Below are 18,444 nucleotides of genomic sequence, written 5' to 3'. Positions count from 1 at the left end.
TAAATAACTTGTTTGTAAAAAATACAAGTTTAAGAGAGAAAAAAACAATTATATAGGGACAAGGGGATGCGGTATGAAAAGGAAAAAAATCAGTAAAATTCTTACAGGAACGCTAGCTGTTGGCATGTTACTATCACAAGGCGCTCCATATAACGTATTGGCGCAAAGCCCGTATGAGCTGAATCCAGTTGAAAATGCGGAAGAGATCTTAGCGAGCCTGTCTGCGGAACAAAGAAAGGCGTTAGAGCAATTGGATACCAATTCAAACTTTACGATTTCTCCGGATATTAATGCAAATAGTCCGGAATTAGTCAAAGTCATCGTCGAATTTGAACAGGCGCCGGCGAAAATTGAAGTGATGAAACAAGCAGCGAAAGGAAAGAAACTATCTTCTGCTGACGCGAATGAGAAAGTGGAAAAAGCTCATAAAGATTTTAAACAGCATGTGCAATCATTGAAATCACAGAAAGACGTGACTAATTACAAAGTGGAAGATGTAAACATCACAAGAGAGTATAAAAACGCCATCAACGGTGTAGCGATGACACTGCCTGGTGTGGCAGTACAGGATTTGCTGCAATCTGGAGTAGTTAAACGTGTCTTTAAAGATTACGAGGTAAAAGTGGAACCGCCGGTAAAAACGAAAGAAGCCATTGAGCCGAAAATGGCAGACAGTATTCCGCAAATTGGCGTGGACAAGCTGCATGCCGAGAACATTACCGGCAAGGGCATTAAAGTCGGCGTTCTTGACACAGGTATTGATTACAACCATCCAGACTTAAAAGAAGCATATAAAGGCGGATATGATTTTGTAGATAATGATGCAGATCCGATGGAAACCACATATGAGGATTGGATAAAAGAGGGCAAGCCAACAGTTCCCGGCTATGTGTATTACACAAACCATGGGTCACATGTCGCAGGGACGATTGCAGCCCAAAAGAAAAACAATGTGGATTATGCTGTGAAAGGGGTAGCACCTGAAGTAGATTTATATGCGTATAGAGTATTGGGACCTTGGGGAGGGGGAAATACAGAAGGAATCCTTGCTGGAATCGATCAAGCGATTGAAGATGGCATGGACGTCATCAATTTGTCGCTTGGCGCGCAGACTAACGATCCTTTATACGCCACTTCTGTCGCAGTAAATAACGCCATGATTTCAGGCTTGGTGACCGTCGTTGCCGCGGGCAACTCCGGACCGAACGAAAAAACTCTTGGCTCTCCAGGAACAGCAGCTCTTGGCATATCAGTAGGTGCAAGCGATGCCTCCATGTCCATTCCTGCATTTAGTGGAAGCGCTTCCGCCGAGAAGTTTGAAAATATGCAGCTGCTAGGCAAAGATTTTTCTGATAGATTAGAAGAATTACAAGGAAAATCCTTACCAATTGTATTTGCGGGACTTGGTAAAACAGCTGATTTTGCCGGGAAAGATGTCAGCGGGAAAATTGCGTTGATTCAGCGCGGGGAACTTGCGTTTGATGAAAAAATCAATAACGCCAAAAACGCTGGGGCTAAATCAGTGATTGTGTATAACAATGTCGACGGGCAAATACCTGCCTACTTGGGTGAGGTCGTCGGGTTAATCCCTTCTTTCCGCCTGTCAAAAGCAGATGGTGAGCGGTTAAAAGAGCTGGGCGAAGGTACTTTCACATTTGAAACGTTAAGTAATACAAAAACAGAAGGCGATCATTTAGCAGATTTCAGTTCACGCGGACCGGTAAATGGAAATTATGATATCAAGCCGGATGTAGTCGCTCCAGGTGTGTCGATATTCTCTACGACACCGGAATTCATCAACGATCCACAGGACGGCATTAATTACGGGAATGCCTATGTACGTATGTCGGGGACATCGATGGCCACGCCACACGTGGCAGGTACAGCAGCATTGATATTGCAGGAGCATCCGGAATACACTCCTTTCGATGTAAAATTGGCACTCATGAATACTTCGGACGATTTACAAGGGGATAATTCTGTATACGAAGTAGGCGCGGGACGAATCGATGCCTATCAAGCGGTTCATACAGATACCTCCATCAAAGTATGGGATAAGACACAAAATATAGAAAATGGAAACGTCGTAGAAATTGATGAAGAAACAGGTTCCATTGTATTCGGAAGACATATTAAAAAAGATGATCAACCAATTGAAGGAAGTAAAAAGGTGACGGTTCAAAACAACAGCCAGGAAGAAAAATCTTTTACACTAGAAGTGGAGTATCACGGTGAGCGAAAAGGGATTCAAGATGCTGTGAGTAACGGTGTTACAGTGGATGTGCCTTCATCGATTACAGTGGGAAGCGGCCAAGTGCAGGAGCTCCAGCCTACCATAACAATCCCAACCAGCGCTGCGGGAGGAAGATATGAAGGGTATATTCATGTAACCAATGCCAACAATCCAGACGAAACCTATCAAATTCCATTTGCTGTTATGGCGACGGAAAAAGGATTTGATTATGTCAAAACGACTAGACCATCCGTGACAAATACAACAGCTTTCTGGGAACTTCATGACAAAATGATCCATTTCGTCATGAAGTTGAACAGCCCAATGACAACCATGGATGTGCTTGTAAAAGACAGTAAAACAGGAAAAGCTGTAGGGTTCATAGGGACAGCGAACACTAACTTTCCAATAGATAGAGAAGTATTTCTTACGGGTGCGTTCAGCGGTACGGTCTTACCATTTACAAATGATCCGTCCCAGCCAATCAGTGATGTTCCTATAAAGCTTCCAGCAGGCGACTATATACTGGAACTGATTGCACACGATGAGGATGGGAAATCATATGTTTCCCAAAATCCACTTATCGTGGACAATACAGCACCAGAAGTCAACATGGATATAAAATCGGGTGTAATCGAAATCAATGATTCTATGTATACAGTAGAAGATGGCCAAAAAGCAGTGTGGCTGCATGGAACAGCTAAGGACGAGACAGTAGATTTATTACAATCTAAAGGGTTGGACGTGGATCAATCGTCCAACACTATGGCTTACTATGCAGGTGCCTCTGCATATATGGCTGGGTTCTTCCCGATTCAGGCGAATGGTGATGTGAAATTAGGAATAGAGGAAAGTGATATTGCAAAACAACCTATGAGATTTTGGTTGAGAACGTGGGATACTGCAACGGCAGTTGGTTACCAAAAGTATTACTTCATGAAAGAAGGAACGGAATATACGACTTCCAGTTATGACAAGAAAGAGTTAAAAGTCGGCGATAACGTTACGATGACACTCAGCCTTAATAATGTGAAACAGCTTGTCTCGGGAGAATTTAATGTAGAGTACTACAAAGACTTCTTCAAGTTTTCGACCGTGAAGCTGAACAAGGCAGTCAAACAATATGCAAATGAAAAAGGCTTACAGGTATCACTAGATAAACCTGTTGTGACAGAAGGTACATTCAATAATAGTTTGAAGATCGGTGCTTCCATTACTGGAAAAGCATTCAGAGGACTGGATGGAGATATGCCGTTCCTCGATGTAACGTTTAAAGTATCGAATGATGAAGTTTACGAAAATGAAATTCCTGGATTTGAGGTGAAGAAGGGGTCTTATAAGAAATCCGGACAAACAGCAGGTACTGCTATTCCTTTTTACGGCACTGAAGATCTTAAAATAATTCCTACGCATACACAGTTGCTAGGATCCATCACACCGGAAGCATTTTTGATAGGTGAATCAGGATCAGAATTTTTGAAACCGGGGGATTATACAAAAATAGGAGCACAAGTATACGCTCTCTCCAGAAGCGGTAAAAAGTATAAAGGAACAATTACAAAGAAAGGAACTTTCACGATCAATGATATTCCGGCTTCCGATCAAGTATATACAGCTGTTTTCGATGTTCCGGGGCATCTTAAAGTGATGAAGAAATTCATTCCTGGATATCATGATGCAAATGGAGAGCTACGAGGGCAATTTTTAAAAATTGGTCAGAGAAGTCTTGCAGGGGATGTGAATGGCGACAAAATGATTGATATCCTCGATATCCAAAGTGTCGTGGATGCATACGGTACGAAAGATACTTCCATCGTGCCGCAAGATCTCAATCAAGATGGCGTGGTAGACGAAACGGATGTTCGCTTAATGGAGAAGAACTTCTTAACGAAGGGACCTGACGCACCTGTCGATAAACAGCCAAGAGAAAAAATTGGCAAGAAAGGGCTGGAATACTTCCTGCGTCTTGTCGGTCTTGAGCCGAAACAATAACAAGGGCTGTTGATAAAAGGGGAGGAATGCAAAACATTCCTTCCTCTTTTTTCTTTGTTATAAAATTCAAATGAAGTTAAGAATAGCAGAGGCAAGAAAGGTTGAAAAATCCTCTCTTTTGTTTAAATTCAATCAGCCTTCCATCGACTTGCTAATCGGCTAGTTTTCAAAATGAATCCGCTTACTAAATTGTTAGAACGAGTCAGACCTTTTGAACAGGAACTTGAATTTCAAATGTAATCTCATTTGGTTTGTCTGTGATTGTAATATCAACATGCATTATTTGCAGTGCATCGCCAGTAATTCGATATCCCATTTTATTTATATAGTCTAATACTTTACTTAAACTTTCGCTTCGATTCCACAATAATTCTACGTTATAACGGAGACACGCAAACAACCCAGCGGGAACCGTCTTTTGGTACTGTTTTGGTGTTTTTTCTTTATTTTTTGCCACAACAAAAATAACTGATGGTTCCTCAAACCGTTTCGCTCTAATATCCGCTTCCGAGATAATAATGCCCAGTCTGTTACTGGCCAGTATCGGTGTCTTCTCAGCGAGCATATTCTCTAACCTGATCACACCATAACTTGAGTTCCAAATTATTATTTATTTTTTCATGCAGGGTAATTAACTTCCTTCTTCCTATTTCACGGAAAAACACCGTTTGAAGTTCTTTTTCTCTTGCTGCGTGCTCCAAGTATCCAATTTTTTCGCGAATATTTTCCTCCGAGTCATTTAACTCATTTAGTTTTGATACAAGTTCGATGTGCTTGGCTTTTAAAATATCCAAGGACTTACTAAAATTATTGGGGATATTACCTAAAGGCTGAGGGACTTGCTCTTTAAGCTCATTTAAAAAGGCATGCTTATGGTAACAAGGATTGGTGCTATCCTGATTTAGAATTAATTTCAATGAAGATGGATAAATCCAGGAACATCATCAACAACTTTTTCGATATATTAGAGCGTTATGGATTCGTTTATAAATTTCCTGTACTAAACTCTACACGTAATTTATCCGCTAGCTGCGCTGCCAAGTGTACTTGGAGCAGTATGGCATAACATTTCCGGTCCAATTCTTGCAACTTTTTGGTCAAAAAATCCGGTTGCCGAGGATAATAAAAAGTGGTCTGAGCAGCTATCTGAAGTAACAATGTAAAGAGAGACACAATGAGCGTTGCTTATTGTGTCTTTTTGGATAAGGGTGATCCTTTAAAAACAGTACACGGATTTAATCGGCATACCTTGAAATTGGTACATAATCGTTCTGTGCTCAAGCCACAATTTTTATACGCTCTGCCAACGCTTCCCGTTTTCTGCAGTACACAAAATCAACGCAATCTTTTTTCTCTTTAATACCTGAGATTAAACCACAGGCATTCTCCCAATATAGTGAGACTCCGGTCTGAAAATCGTATTATTTTCAGATTGCTCCAGGATATGAGCCGTCCAGCCGACAACTCTGCTTGCTGTAAAAGTCGGGGTGAAAAGCTCAGATTCCATTTGAATAGATTTCATAATGGCTGCAGCATAAAATTCAACATTTGTGTATAATGCTCTTCCCGGTTTCAACTCTTGAAGCAGGCTGACAGCAGCCGTTTCTACATCTAGGGAAAGACCAAGCCATTCATCCTTACTAGCAATCTCAAGTAAGACTGATTTCAGTGCCAAAGCTCTTGGATCATGCGTTTTATATATGCGATGGCCAAACCCCATTAATCGTTCCCCGCGATTTATTTTTTCCCGAATCAGTTTTTCAATATTGCCGCTTTTGGCAGCTTCATCTAAAAAGGCAATGACTTCAGAAGGGGCTCCTCCATGAAGCGGACCTTTCATCGTGCCAATAGCGGAGGTCACCGCTGAGTAGATGTCAGACTCGGTAGAGACAGTAACTCTGGCCGAGAATGTAGAAGCATTCATTCCATGCTCTAAAGTTAAAATCATATAGGTTTCCAGTGCCTTGCGCTGAGATTCAGCAGGCTTTTCTCCATTAAGCATATAAAGATAATTTTCAACATGATCAAGCTCCGCTGAAGGGCGGACAAAGGGTCTGCCTTCTAGATGGCTTTTTCTGCATGCGATGATTGTCGGCATCATAGCCGTTAACCGGATGCTGTCTGAATAAGAGGGCTTATCTTTATTTAAAGGACCAGCAGCTGAAACCGCTGTTCTCAAAACGCTCATAAAATCCATCTCAGCCGGGAGACTGATTAGCAGATTTTCTAAATACTCAGGAAGCTCGCGATGTTTCTTCAGTTTGTTTTTCAGCTGAAGGAGCTGGTGATGGTCTGGCCATTCTCCATGCCACAATAAATATGAAACTTCTTCGAACGAATGATTTTTCGTCAATTCCCCTATATCAAGTCCTCTGTATATCAATCGCCCATTTACCCCGTCAATATGGCTGATTACAGTTTCAGCAGCTTTAACGCCTTTTAATCCTTTAATTACCATGAAAATCTCTCCTTTCCTTTGTACTGTCTATTCTATAAAATAATAAGTATTAAGAAAATTAAATATATATAAATCATTTGATTAAGAATCTTAATTAGGAGGATGTATATGGAATTCACTTGGGTTCAAACGTTTGTCACGGCTGCAGAATGCGAAAATTTCAGAAGAACAGCAGAGCTGCTCTACATTTCCCAGCCATCTGTTTCCGTTCATATCAAACTGCTTGAAAAAGAGCTCGGGGTTTCCTTATTTGAGCGGGATGGCCGGAGAATTAAGCTGACAGAAGAGGGAAGGGTTTATTTAAAGCATGCAAAGGAGCTTCTTTCAGTTTATCAGAATGGGCTAGTAAAGCTTCAATCCTTTCAGCAGGGATTTACATCGCAGTTTACCCTGGCGATTTCCCCGCTGATTGCGGACACGATTCTTCCTTATGTGCTTAAAAAATACTGCAACCAGTATCCTGAGGTAGAAATTTCCGTTAAAATTATTGAGTCAAGCGAGATTGAAAAGGCAGTGCTGAATGAAAAGGTGGATCTGGGTTTGTCCTGTTCAGAAAGCACGCATCCAGATTTAAACTGTCAGCTTCTGTACAAAGATAAGGTATTACTTGTCGCCACACACGATGGAGTGGATTCTGAAAGTGCACTCCCCCTGAATGAGGAAGAGGTTTTAACATCAAATTACCTTCTCACTCATAATCATCCTGTATACTGGGATTCCCTTTGCAGAGCTGTAAAAACAAACTATCCCGGCATTCGAATGATGGAGGTCTCCCAAATTCACATTACGAAACGGTTTATTGTCGAAGGACTTGGTGTTTCGTTTCTTCCAGCTTCAACTGTCAGGAGAGAAATGCTTGAAGGAAGACTGCTGGAGGTCGATTGTCCTTCTATTTCATTGCCCGAAGCTCATACATATGCCATCATGAAGTACACTCATAAAAAGCAAAAAGAATTTTTAGCATTTCTTTCTCAGTTCAGAATATAAAAGGAGGCCATTTTATATGAAAAAAACGATCGTTTTTACAGGTGGCGGCTCAGCAGGGCATGTCACGCCAAATATCGCGATTATTGATGAGCTCGATAAAAGCGTCTGGGACGTCCAATATATAGGTTCTAAAAAAGGGATTGAAAAGGAACTGATTGAGAAAATTTCTATTCCCTATCATGGAATTTCCAGCGGAAAGATGAGAAGATATCTCGATTTTGAAAACGTTGTTGACAGTTTTCGTGTGTTAAAAGGCTGCATGGATGCAAGAAAAGTACTAAGAAAACTGAAGCCTGCTTTAGTTTTCTCAAAAGGCGGTTTTGTCTCCGTACCGGTCATTATTGCAGCCAGATCATTGAAAATTCCTGTTCTGATTCATGAAAGCGATATGACTCCGGGCCTTGCCAATAAAATTGCACAGCGCTTCGCTACAAAAATATTTACTTCGTTTGAAGAAACGCTGAACTATTTTCCAAAGGATAAAACAGCTGCCATCGGCTCACCGATTCGAAGAGGTATCTTAAAAGGATCTCCATACAAAGGAACGGAGCTGCTCGGCTTTGACCGCAAACGTCCGGTCTTAACGGTGATGGGCGGCAGCCTCGGGGCAAAAAAAATCAACGAGACTATTAGAGCTGCATTGCCCCTGCTGAAAGATTATCAGATTATTCATTTATGCGGAAAAGGCAACGTTGATGAGAACTATACAAATTTGAAGGACTACAAACAATTCGAATATGTTTTTGACGAGCTGCCGCATTATTTAGCAGCAACGGAATTTGTCATAACTAGAGGAGGGTCGAATTCCATCTTCGAATTCCTTGCATTAAAAATCCCAATGCTCATCATTCCTCTTACGAAAAATCAAAGCAGGGGAGATCAGATATTAAACGGAAGATCATTTCAGGAAAAAGGATATGCTATGATGCTTGAGGAAGAAAATTTATCTGTTGATACATTGGTTATCCATCTTGCTGGTTTAAAGAAAAGAAGGGATGAAATGAAAGAGAAAATGACCTCGCTTGAGGTGAAGGACGCTATTGGAGTATTAGTAAGGGAGATAAACGCCAATTCTAAATAATTAAAGGGAGCAATAGATGCACCTTTTCATTTAAAAAGCCAAGGATTTGCTAACCGTTCCACCATTGGATTCATGCAGGATAGAATGGACTGCTCTTTATCTTGAATGAAATGCTTTGTTGATGAGTTCAAGAGAATTGGGCTCTTTTTTTATGTATAAATATGATAAATTATAAAAAAGAAGGAGAGTGGAGAAATTGATCGCATTGTATAAATTGAATAAAACACTAGAAGCAATCGTCACTCGAATCTTAAGTGAACACGGTCATCAGCCTTCCTGCTTTCACTCAAAAAAAACAGTTATAGATCATATGATGAACCCATTTGTTCTAATTACGCCCTTAACTTATGTAAACGAGGTTCACTCACTTTCCATCCCAGTTGTTTCACTGTCCATTCATTTAAGTGATTTCGAAAAAACAATAGAAGATCATGATCTAAACGATAAAAATCCCCTTATTATGGTCTCAGAAGAAGAAAAAAAGTGGTTAGATACTGAAAATCATATAAGGCATCAAAATCGTTTTGAAATTTGCAGCAGGGAACAGGTTCATTACGGTTACGCAAAGAAAAACACATCCATTCTTGTTTCTTCTTGGGAAAAAAACCTTTCATTTTTACAGCAATCTAAGAAGCATCTCTTTTTTGTTCAGCCTTCAATGGATACGGTTATTTCCGCTATTCGTCAGGCAATCCAATTAATCGATGTAACGAAAGAGATGTTTAAAGAAAAATATCAAGTACAGGCTATTGTAGATTCTGCACATGATGGATTAATAGCAGTTGACCGGCAAGGGAAAATCACGTTGACCAATAATAATGCGAAAGTATTTCTTGGTTTGGAAGCAGAAGTTATTGGCCGAAATATTACAGATTATATCCCAAATTCTGATATGCTGAGAGTTCTGCAAACAGGTAAGAAGGAAATAGGGGATGTAGCCAAAATTCAGGACCGTCAATTCATGATTAATCGGTATCCTGTTATTCTTAATAACACTGTTGTAGGAGCAGTATCCAATTTTAAAGAGATTACAGACCTGCAAAGGCTTGAAATGAAGTTAAGGAAAAAGCTGCATGAGAATGGGCTGGAGGCTAAATATACGCTTAATGACATTGTAGGAGAAGCAAAAAAAATCTGTGAAGCAAAGGAACAGGCAAAGGTTTTTGCGAAAACGGACGCAACGGTATTAATTACAGGGGAGTCTGGAACAGGAAAAGAATTATTTGCCCAGGGAATTCATTTACAAAGCACCAGAGCAATTGGACCTTTTGTGGCCGTTAATTGTGCCGCATTTCCTGAAAGTTTACTAGAGAGTGAACTATTTGGCTATGAAGAAGGAAGTTTTACAGGAGCAAGAAAAGGAGGAAAACAAGGACTATTTGAACTGGCGCATGGAGGAACTTTATTTTTGGATGAAATAGGTGAAATGCCATTGCAAATTCAGGCGCACTTATTAAGAGTTTTACAGGAGAGATCAATTCGAAGGATTGGAGGCAAGCGTACAATACCTGTGAATGTTCGTATTATCGCAGCAACCAATACAAACATTGAATCCGAAATTGAAAATAAGCGGTTTAGAAATGATTTATACTATCGTTTAAATGTGCTTTCACTTGATTTGCCGCCATTACGCACAAGGCTTGCTGATATCCCCCTCCTTACCCGCCATTTTATCCGGCAATTCAATGAACAGCATCGCAAACAAATTGAAAAGATTGATGAAGACTTTTTTTCTCTATTACAAGAGTATCACTGGCCGGGAAATATCCGTGAGTTAAGAAATGTCTTGGAACGAATTGTCTTGCTTCAACAAGATTCAGCCATATCTGCAAAAGATGCCTCGTATTATTATCCTAAAATTAGAATAAACAGATCCGACACAACTGCTGGCAATGCGACCATTAAAGAAAAAGAAAAAGATTTAATTCAAGTAGCGCTAAAGCAATATGAAAGTAAGGCAGAAGCAGCAAAATCACTTGGAATTGATCGATCAACACTTTGGAGAAAAATCAAAGAATATAAACTTTAGTGTTTTAATCTGAAACGCTTGATGCAAAATGAAACATTAATTAATGATACTCAGTACATTTATACCTTAATACGTCTTTATAATTCAGAATATTTTAAATTAACAGAATTGGCATAGAACTTGCATTAATAATCTATTAACAGAACAAAAAGAGGTGATAGCTTGCAACATTTCTCAATTGCTGCCATACCTGGCGATGGAATTGGCCCTGAAGTCATGGCAGAAGGATTAAAAACATTAAAGAAAATTGAGGAACTCCACGGAGGAATTCATTTCTCCATAGACACATTTGATTGGAATTGTGATTACTACTTAAAACACGGAAAGATGATGCCGGAAAATGGCTTGGACATTCTGCGGGATTACGATGTCATTCTGCTTGGGGCAATTGGTGCCCCAACTGTGCCTGATCACATTTCAGTATGGGAACTGATCTTGCCCATTCGCAGAGCATTTCAGCAGTATATCAATTTGAGGCCTATTAAACTATTAAGAGGTTTGAACAGTCCCCTCCGGTATAAAGCTCATGATGATTTGAATTTTGTTGTAGTCCGTGAAAATACTGAAGGCGAATATTCCAACATGGGAGGGCGTCTTCACGAGAATACTCCTTTTGAGCTGGCGGTACAAAATAATGTTTTTACGAGATATGGAAGCGAAAGAGTCATCAAATATGCCTATTCGCTTGCTGAAAAAAGACCTAAGAGAAGGCTGACGGCAGCAACAAAATCGAATGGTATAAATCACTCGATGCCTTTCTGGGATGAAATCGTCAGAGAAGTCGGCATGCATCATCCGAACATCAAGACTGATATTTATCATATTGATGCACTGGCTGCTTACTTTATTACAAGACCGGAAGAATTGGATGTAGTCGTTGGCAGCAACCTGTTTGGCGATATTTTAACTGATCTGGGCGCAGCCATTGTCGGTGGCCTTGGTCTTGCGCCTTCCGGAAACATTAATCCGGAAAAAAACTATCCGTCGATGTTTGAACCGATTCATGGTTCTGCACCTGACATCGCAGGAAAAGGAATTGCCAATCCGATTGCACAAATCTGGAGTATTAGCTTAATGATGGAGCATCTTGGCTTTTCTGATATAGGCGACTTGATCGTTTCTTCTATTGAAGAAGTTCTTCTTGAAAAAAATGTATCTACCCCTGATCTCGGCGGTAAAAATACGACAATAGAATTTGGAGAAGCCATTCACCAGCAAATGACCAAAATGAGCATGAATTCTATATAAGGAGATGAAAATGATGACTGAGGCACAAACTTCCCTGCTGAATCATAAAAACTTCCATTTATATATTAACGGTGAACAAGTTCACACAGTCCATCATATTCCTGTCTACCACAAGTACACAGGTGAATTGATTGCATCAATCTCTAAAGCGGAAAAACAACATGTAAAGGAAGCCGTGAGTGCAGCTGAAAAAATCTTTAAATCAGACAAATTAACTGCCTATCAACGGTCTAATATTCTATCAAAAGCAGCAGACTTAATGGAACAAAGACGAGAGGATTTTGAGGTTTCATTAGTAAGAGAAGTTGGAAAAACACGCAAAGATGCATCAGGGGAACTGGATCGCACGATTAACACGATTCGATTGTCTGCTGAAGAAGCTAAACGAATAGCAGGAGAAATGATTCCTCTTCAGGCGACAGAAGGATCAGATAACCGGCTGGGATTTACCATACGTGTTCCTAAAGGGGTCATAGGAGTGATTACTCCATTCAATTATCCTTTATTATTGGGCATCCATAAAATAGCGCCAGCTCTTGCGGCTGGAAACACCATTGTAATTAAACCAGCAACTTCAACTCCTCTTGCGACCTTTCAGCTAGTAGAACTCTTAGAAGAGGCAGGTCTTCCCAAGGGATATGTGAACATCATTACCGGAACAGGAAGTGAAGTGGGAGAGTGGCTATTGGAAGATGAACGAATTGCCATGTATACGTTCACGGGTTCTGGTGAAGTAGGCAAGCATATTAAAGAACGAAGCGGACTGAGGCCTGTGGCGCTTGAACTGGGAAACAATTCTCCAAATATTGTTCATAATGATGCAGATCTCGAACTTGCTGCAAAACTGACAGCAAGCCGAAGTTTTCATAATGCAGGACAAGCCTGTATAGCTGTACAGCGCTTATATGTCCATCAATCGGTATTAAAAGAGTTTACGGAAAACTACTTATCGCATGTTCAGCAGCTGATAGTCGGCGATCCTGAAAAAACAGAAACAGATGTGGGCCCGATGATCAGTGAGAAAGATGCTATTCGATCAGAGGAATGGGTGAAAGAAGCCATAGAACAAGGTGCCAAATCTTTGCTTCCATTAAAGAGGGAAGGAGCGGTCTTATATCCAGTGGTACTCGTTGACACGAATCCTGCCATGAAGGTTGTATGTAAAGAAGTCTTTGCCCCAATCGTTTGTATCATCCCTTATCAAGATATTGAAGAGGCCTTTCATTCTGCTAATCAATCAGAATATGGTTTACAGGCAGGAATTTTCACACGTGATTTGCAGCTGGCTATGAGGGCGGCAAAAGTTCTGGAATACGGTGGAGTCATTATTAATGATGTATCCACTTATCGAAATGACGTTATGCCTTATGGGGGAGTGAAAAACAGTGGCCTTGGGAAGGAAGGGCCGCACTATGCGATTCAAGAAATGACAGATGAGCGAATGGTGGTGATGAACCTGTGACAGCAAGATTGTTAGAAGGAAAAACAGCCATTATTACAGGTGCGGGCTCAGGTATGGGAAAAGCTGCAGCTAAATTGTTTGCAGCACAAGGGGCAAACGTGGTTCTATCTGACATAAATAAAGATGCAGCAGACCTGACGGCGAAAGAAATAGATCGAACAGGGCACGTTAAGGCGGTTTACACAGATGTAGGAGATGACGAAAGTGTCCAAAATCTTGTCAAAGAGGCATTTAATGAATTTGAAGATATAGATATTCTGATTAATTGTGCCGGCGTTCCGCAATTCTTTACCCCGATAGAAGAAATGAGCTTAAGTGAATGGGATAAAATTATGTCTGTTAATTTGAAATCGATTTTTCTAACAACCCGTCATCTTGTTCCTATTATGAAAAGAAAGGAAAAAGGATCGATTATAAATATCGCATCGATAGCAGGAATAAGGGCCAGGCCAGGATTAAATGCATATTGTGCATCTAAAGGAGCAGCGATTATGTTAACCAGGGCATTGGCGCTGGAATTGGCTCCTTTTAAAATACGGGTCAATGCCATTAATCCAGGCCCTGCTGAAACACCAATGCTTGAGAGATTTTTACCTGGCGATTCTCAAAAAGTAGAAGAGGATAAAAAGAAAATTTTTCTTGAAAGTGTTCCTTTAGGTACGTTAATTCAGCCGGAGGATATTGCCCAAGCGGCACTATATCTTGCTTCTGATCTCGCCAGGGCTATTACTGGGGAAATCATGAATGTTGATGGAGGAAGGGGAGTGTAATGAGTAAACCATTCATTAAAATAGACGGAATTTCGTTTGAATATACAATTAACAACCAAAAGACTGTTCCTGTTCTGCAGAACGTTACCTTTGATGTACATCCGGGTGAATATGTGGCGATAATTGGTCATAATGGCTCTGGAAAGTCAACGCTGTCAAAGCATTTTAACGGAATTCTAACTCCGCAGCTTGGCGATATTTTTGTGGATGGTTTAAATACCAGAGATGGAGGACTGCTCCGTGAGATCCGTCAAAAAGTAGGGATGGTCTTTCAGCATCCCGATAACCAGATTGTCTCGACGATTGTTGAAGATGATGTAGCTTTTGGGCTGGAGAATATCGGAGTACCTGCTTCAGAAATGAAGGCAAGAATTGATTTTGCATTAGAAGCGGTTGGGATGAGTGCATTTCGGAATCGCCCTCCTCATCATCTCTCAGGAGGCCAGAAGCAGCGGGTTGCTATTGCGGGAATCCTTGCGATGAAGCCTGATTGCATTGTACTGGATGAAGCGACCAGTATGCTGGACACTTATGGAAGAAGAGATATTCTGGATGTTGTCCGCAAGCTTAATAACGACGGTATGACGATCATTACTGTAACCCACCATATGTCAGAGGTAGCTGAAGCAAGCCGGGTTATTGTCATTGAAAAAGGTCAAATCGTATTGGATGGTGCACCAAGAGAAATTTTTCAGCAGCATGAACTGCTGCATCAATTGCAGCTGGATGTCCCTGTAGCCAGCCAATTAGCAAGGCTGATTCATAAATATGACAATGAATATGAGGCTGATTTGATTCATAATAACGAGATCGTTCAAGAGGTTATCCGTTTATCAGCCAAAAGAGGGGTGTATGCAGGTTGAGTGAATTTCCCATTCTTGAAGTGAAGGACTTACATCATATCTATATGGAAAAGACACCTCTTGAACACAAGGCCCTCTCCGGAGTAAGTTTACGTGTTGATAAGGGGGAATGTATAGCAATTATTGGACATACAGGGTCAGGCAAATCGACCTTAATTCAGCACTTTAATGGGCTGATGCGCCCCCAGCAGGGTAATGTTATAGTGGACGGCCAGCATTTATCTAATCCAAAACTAGATGTAAAAGCGCTGCGGAGAAAGGTCGGCCTTGTGTTTCAGAATCCAGAGGATCAGATTTTCGAAAAATTGATCGGTGATGATATTGCTTATGGCCCATTAAAGATGGGACTTCCTTTAAAAGAAGTAAGAGACCGTGTGAAATGGGCAATGGAATTGGTTGGGCTTTCCTTTGAAGACCTGAAAGATCGTGCTGCCTATGCCTTAAGCGGCGGCCAAAAAAGAAAAGTCGCTCTGGCCGGGGTGCTTGCTTTAAAGCCTGAAATTTTGGTATTGGACGAGCCGACAGCAGGCCTTGATCCAAGGTCAAGACAGGAACTTTTGGAGCAAATACTTCAGTTGAACAAAAAGGAAAATATGACAGTCATTTTTGTCTCTCACAACATGGAGGAAGTTGCGTATTTAGCAAATCGAATTTACGTTTTAGCAGAAGGAAGAAATCTGATTGAAGGAACACCGGGAAACATATTCGGCAATTCCGAAATCCTGGCAAAACATCATATTGGAGCACCTCAAACGGTGGAGATTCTGGCGCAGCTAAAAGAACGAGGATATTCTGTCAATCTTAATGCATATGAAATAGAGGCTGCAGCAAAAGAACTGGTTTCTGTCATTCAGTCAAATAGGAGGTGAGGAAAATGGCTGGTTTTGAATTCGAGTTAACCCGAAATATTACCATAGGGCAGTATTTGCCCACAGGTTCTCTCATTCATCGTATGGATCCTCGCATGAAGCTCTTGGCATTTACCATCCTTGTCATAGCAATGGCTATTTGTGACACATATGGGGGAAATATAATTGCACTAGCTTTTGCATGTTATTTATTTTATATGTCACGTATTCCGATTAGCTATGGTTTGTCAGGAGTCAAGCCGGCTGTCCCTTTCATTTTGATCTTAGCGGTATTGCAGCTGTTATTCTATAGCGAAATTGCTTCAGGCGGAACGGTTTTTGTCGATTATGGATTTATTCTTATTACTAGTGACAGCGTTCGTCTGGTAATCGTTTCTGCCCTTCGATTTATTGAAATCATTTTTTTAAGCAGTGTATTAACCTTAAGCACTTCAACCACACAAATTACACATGGTATCGAAAGTCTGTTAAGACCTTTAAAGCATGTTAAGTTTCCGGTTCATGAATTTGCTCTAATCATTACGATTGCGATTCGCTTTGTTCCTACATTTGCAGTGGAAATGGAAAAAATGATGAAAGCTCAAGCCTCAAGAGGGGCAGAATTTGGCACAGGAGCATGGTGGAGAATTATCCAGCGGACCAAGGATGTCTTTCCGATTATCATTCCATTATTCAATGTTGCGATGGCGAGGGCTGAAGATTTAGTGCTTGCTATGGAATCCAGATGCTATACCCCGGGGAGTGAACGGTCAATTTATACAAAATATAAAGCTCAAAGCAGAGATTATCGTGCACTCCTTTTCTGTATTCTATTTACTATTCTATTATTGGCATTTCCATTTCCCTATTAGATTTTAATCCATTTCTATTATTTAAAATGCAATACCATTCTAGCAGTCTGAAAAAATAAGGAGGGTAATCGAATGGAAAAAGGTCTAACCACTAGAAAGATTGTCATTGCCGGAGTATTAGGAGCAGTAGCTATTTTGCTTGGTGTCACCCGATTAGGTTTTATTCCTGTTCCAACTGCAGCGGGGAACGCTACTATCATGCATGTCCCGGCAATAATAGGAGGAGTCATGCAAGGCCCGTTTGTTGGATTAGTCATTGGACTGATCTTCGGTGTGTCTTCGTTCCTTGATGCAACCATTCCGTTATTCAAAGACCCGCTGGTTGCTATACTGCCGCGATTGTTTATTGGAGTAACAGCCTATTTATCTTACATTTCCTTGAAGAGAGTCAACGAATATGCCGCTATTGGGGTGGCAGGATTTGTAGGTGCATTTACCAATACGCTGCTTGTTTTGACAATGGCGGTAATCAGAGGATATATTGCTCCAGGTGTCGCGGTTACGATTGCTGTAACCAACGGAATACCGGAAGCAATTGTTTCCGTGATCATTACGCTTGCGGTGGTTGTCGCATGGAAAAAGCTGGACCATAGCGGAAACAAGAAATCAAAGATTTCAGGAGAATTGTAGTGGAACGGTTTCATAACATAACAGACGTTCCTGGTGTAAAAGTAGGGAATGAAGAGGACAAATTAGGTTATACGGGCTGTACCGTTTTATTGTTGGAGAAAGGTGCTGTATGCGGAGTAGATGTTAGGGGTTCAGCTCCAGGAACAAGGGAAACCGATTTACTGAATCCAGTGAACCTTATAGACCGGGTTCACAGTATCTGCCTGGCGGGAGGAAGTGCCTATGGCCTTGATGCAGCAAGTGGTGTTATGCAGTTTTTGGAAAAGAAAGGTATTGGTCTGGATGTAGGTGCAGGAGTGGTTCCGATTGTTCCCTCAGCTGTCCTGTTTGATTTGCCCGTAGGGGATCCTTCTATTCGTCCAGATCAGAAAATGGGATATAAGGCTGCATCAAACGCAAAAAGAGGATATTTCCCGTTAGGTAACTCAGGAGCGGGCTGCGGGGCTACGGTTGGAAAAATAGCTGGCCACCATCGGGCTATGAAGGGCGGGCTTGGTTCCGCGTCTAAAATTTTTCCAAATGGTTTGGTTGTAGGAGCCATTGTTGCAGTTAATGCGATGGGGGAAATTCGAAATCCCGAAACGGGAGAAGTGATTGCCGGTGCCAGAGATGATCAGGGGAAAATAAAGAGCAGTTTAGAATGGATGCTAGAGCAGCCTGCCATTCCCCTAAAGCCCGGTGCCAATACAACAATAGGGGTAGTCGCCTGCAATGCGAAGTTAACTAAATCGCAGGCCTCTAAAGTAGCCTCCATGGCACATAATGGATTAGCGAGAACCATCTATCCTGTGCATACGATGTTTGATGGAGACACAATCTTTTCCCTGAGTACGGGGGATATGAGTGCATCAGTTGACCTGATTGGAACGATTGCTGCTGACATTTTGGCAGAAGCGGTCATTCTGGCTGTTAAGAATGCAGAAGGAATTAAGGGCTTTCCATCAAGTAACGAAGTCAATGAATCTCATTAA

Annotated in this window: 15 protein-coding genes and 1 pseudogene; 13 read left to right on the top strand and 3 right to left on the bottom strand. The window is 41.1% G+C overall.

The annotated features are described in order from the left end of the window. The first annotated feature begins 73 nt into the window (after window positions 1-73). Window positions 74-4,225, top strand: a complete 4,152-nt coding sequence (locus tag QLQ22_RS15045; RefSeq protein ID WP_284015090.1) for a S8 family serine peptidase — start codon at window positions 74-76, stop codon at window positions 4,223-4,225. A 202-nt stretch (window positions 4,226-4,427) separates the two neighbouring features. Here QLQ22_RS15045 and QLQ22_RS15040 read toward each other — a convergent pair whose 3' ends face one another. Then, complete coding sequence (locus tag QLQ22_RS15040; protein ID WP_284015089.1) at window positions 4,428-4,790, bottom strand: hypothetical protein; 363 nt, start codon at window positions 4,788-4,790, stop codon at window positions 4,428-4,430. After that, window positions 4,780-5,142: a hypothetical protein gene (locus QLQ22_RS15035; RefSeq protein ID WP_284015088.1), complete on the bottom strand. Its 363-nt coding sequence runs from the start codon at window positions 5,140-5,142 to the stop codon at window positions 4,780-4,782. The genes QLQ22_RS15040 and QLQ22_RS15035 overlap by 11 nt, the downstream gene beginning before the upstream one ends. Window positions 5,143-5,247: 105 nt before the next feature. On the opposite strand from QLQ22_RS15035, the pseudogene QLQ22_RS15030 reads away from it, so the two are divergent. Continuing rightward, window positions 5,248-5,388: pseudogene (locus QLQ22_RS15030) on the top strand (bile acid:sodium symporter family protein); the annotation flags it as partial. 206 nt (window positions 5,389-5,594) lie between these two features. On the opposite strand, the gene QLQ22_RS15025 reads toward QLQ22_RS15030, so the two are convergent. Beyond that, entirely contained in the window at window positions 5,595-6,683 is a 1,089-nt protein-coding gene (locus tag QLQ22_RS15025; RefSeq protein ID WP_284015087.1) for a citrate synthase/methylcitrate synthase, read from the bottom strand. Window positions 6,684-6,791: 108 nt separating this feature from the next. Here QLQ22_RS15025 and QLQ22_RS15020 point away from each other — a divergent pair, with 108 nt between their 5' ends. The 11 genes from QLQ22_RS15020 to QLQ22_RS14970 all read left to right on the top strand — a co-directional run bounded on the left by QLQ22_RS15020 (window position 6,792) and on the right by QLQ22_RS14970 (window position 18,444). Beyond that, window positions 6,792-7,670, top strand: a complete 879-nt coding sequence (locus QLQ22_RS15020; RefSeq protein ID WP_284015086.1) for a LysR family transcriptional regulator — start codon at window positions 6,792-6,794, stop codon at window positions 7,668-7,670. 16 nt (window positions 7,671-7,686) lie between these two features. Then, window positions 7,687-8,751, top strand: coding sequence for an undecaprenyldiphospho-muramoylpentapeptide beta-N-acetylglucosaminyltransferase (locus QLQ22_RS15015; RefSeq protein ID WP_284015085.1), 1,065 nt, complete (start codon window positions 7,687-7,689; stop codon window positions 8,749-8,751). Window positions 8,752-8,938: 187 nt separating this feature from the next. Then, window positions 8,939-10,780, top strand: coding sequence for a sigma-54 interaction domain-containing protein (locus QLQ22_RS15010; protein WP_284015084.1), 1,842 nt, complete (start codon window positions 8,939-8,941; stop codon window positions 10,778-10,780). 162 nt (window positions 10,781-10,942) lie between these two features. Then, entirely contained in the window at window positions 10,943-12,028 is a 1,086-nt protein-coding gene (locus QLQ22_RS15005; RefSeq protein WP_284015083.1) for a tartrate dehydrogenase, read from the top strand. Window positions 12,029-12,041: 13 nt separating this feature from the next. After that, on the top strand, window positions 12,042-13,490 hold the full coding sequence (locus QLQ22_RS15000) for an aldehyde dehydrogenase family protein (protein WP_423246206.1): 1,449 nt from the start codon (window positions 12,042-12,044) through the stop codon (window positions 13,488-13,490). Further along, window positions 13,487-14,260 (top strand): SDR family oxidoreductase, encoded by a 774-nt coding sequence (locus QLQ22_RS14995; protein ID WP_284015082.1) that lies wholly within the window; start codon window positions 13,487-13,489, stop codon window positions 14,258-14,260. Before QLQ22_RS15000 ends, QLQ22_RS14995 begins: the two co-directional genes overlap by 4 nt. Further along, window positions 14,260-15,123, top strand: coding sequence for an energy-coupling factor transporter ATPase (locus QLQ22_RS14990; protein WP_284015081.1), 864 nt, complete (start codon window positions 14,260-14,262; stop codon window positions 15,121-15,123). The genes QLQ22_RS14995 and QLQ22_RS14990 overlap by 1 nt, the downstream gene beginning before the upstream one ends. After that, on the top strand, window positions 15,120-15,992 hold the full coding sequence (locus QLQ22_RS14985; RefSeq protein ID WP_223435786.1) for an energy-coupling factor transporter ATPase: 873 nt from the start codon (window positions 15,120-15,122) through the stop codon (window positions 15,990-15,992). Before QLQ22_RS14990 ends, QLQ22_RS14985 begins: the two co-directional genes overlap by 4 nt. 5 nt (window positions 15,993-15,997) lie before the next feature. After that, on the top strand, window positions 15,998-16,843 hold the full coding sequence (locus QLQ22_RS14980; RefSeq protein WP_252207078.1) for an energy-coupling factor transporter transmembrane component T family protein: 846 nt from the start codon (window positions 15,998-16,000) through the stop codon (window positions 16,841-16,843). Window positions 16,844-16,915: 72 nt separating this feature from the next. Continuing rightward, complete coding sequence (locus tag QLQ22_RS14975; protein WP_223435784.1) at window positions 16,916-17,473, top strand: ECF transporter S component; 558 nt, start codon at window positions 16,916-16,918, stop codon at window positions 17,471-17,473. After that, window positions 17,473-18,444, top strand: coding sequence for a P1 family peptidase (locus tag QLQ22_RS14970; RefSeq protein ID WP_284015080.1), 972 nt, complete (start codon window positions 17,473-17,475; stop codon window positions 18,442-18,444). Before QLQ22_RS14975 ends, QLQ22_RS14970 begins: the two co-directional genes overlap by 1 nt.

Source organism: Metabacillus hrfriensis (genome assembly GCF_030127205.1).
Classification (GTDB): domain Bacteria; phylum Bacillota; class Bacilli; order Bacillales; family Bacillaceae; genus Bacillus_P; species Bacillus_P dongyingensis.
The sequence above is the reverse complement of the archived record's forward strand: the minus strand, read 5'-3'. Positions and strand labels throughout refer to the sequence as shown.